At 63.7% G+C, this 1,231-nt stretch carries 1 protein-coding gene; it reads left to right on the forward strand.

Annotated elements, in window-relative coordinates:
- Window positions 1-87: 87 nt before the first annotated feature.
- Entirely contained in the window at window positions 88-1,221 is a 1,134-nt protein-coding gene (locus RZ1_RS29385) for an IS630 family transposase (protein ID WP_072816469.1), read from the forward strand.
- Window positions 1,222-1,231 lie beyond the last annotated feature (10 nt).

Raw genomic sequence — 1,231 nt, forward strand, 5'->3', positions numbered from 1 at the left:
TGCCGCACCCGTGAACCTTCGCCCTGTTGTGGCCGACACGCCGACCGCTTGCGGCATGTCGGCCACAACGTCGACCAGCCTGGCCGAGTGGCAGACCGAGTACGAGTGCGAGAACTCGACGACGACGAAGGTAGACGGCTGGTCCGGATCATCCGCCGCGGCACCGGATCGGTGGTGACCTGGCGACGCGCCCAGATGATCCTGCTCTCCGCCCAAGGCATGCCGGTGCCGAAGATCGCCGAGGTCAGCTTCACCAGCGCCGATCGGGTCCGCGATGTCATCCACAACTTCAACGCCGATGGGTTCGACTCGCTGTACCCGAAGTACGCCGGCGGCCGACCGAAGAAGTTCACCCTCCCGGAGCGCCGGGAGATCAAGAAGATCGCCAAGTCCGCCCCCGTCGAGCACGATCTGCCGTTCTCGACCTGGAGCCTGACCAAACTCACCGAGTTCCTGGTCGCCGAGGGGGTGGTCGACGACATCAGCCACGAAGGTCTGCGCGTGCTGCTCCGCGAGGAGGGTGTCTCCTTTCAAAAAGTGAAAACGTGGAAACGGTCCAAGGACCCGGACTACGCGGCGAAGAAGGCGAGGGTGGAGCACCTGTACGCGATCGCCGACGGCGAAGTCGTGCCCGAACATGATGAGCCACAGGTGATTTTCTGTCTCGACGAGTTCGGGCCTTTGAACCTACAGCCGCATCCCGGCCGGCAGTGGGCCGAGCGTGGCGGCAGGCACAAGGACCCGAACCGTGAACCGCGGCGCCGTCGGCGGGCGACCTACACCCGTCCGCACGGGGTGCGGCATCTGTTCGCCGCCTACGATCTGACCACCGACCGGCTCTACGGGCACGTCAAGACGACCAAGACGAGGACGAAGTTTCTCGAGTTCTGCCGGTACCTACGCACTCTCTACCCTGCGAAGGTGCGATTGGCGATCGTGTGCGACAACTTCTCACCCCACCTGACCACGAAGAAGTGCCAACGGGTCGCTCGGTGGGCGGAGGCGAACAATGTCGAGATCGCGTACACCCCGACGAACAGTTCGTGGTTGAACCGCATCGAGGCGCAGTTCACGGCGTTGCGGTACTTCGCGCTCGACGGTACCGACCACGGCAGTCACCGGGAGCAAGCGTCGATGATTCGTCGCTACATCATCTGGCGGAACAAGCACGCAGCCGACGAGAAGCTACGCGAAATCGTCGACAGGGCAAACGTTGCGTGATGCGGCACTA

The organism is Rhodococcus zopfii NBRC 100606 = JCM 9919 (assembly GCF_001895025.1).
Lineage (GTDB): Bacteria > Actinomycetota > Actinomycetes > Mycobacteriales > Mycobacteriaceae > Rhodococcus > Rhodococcus zopfii.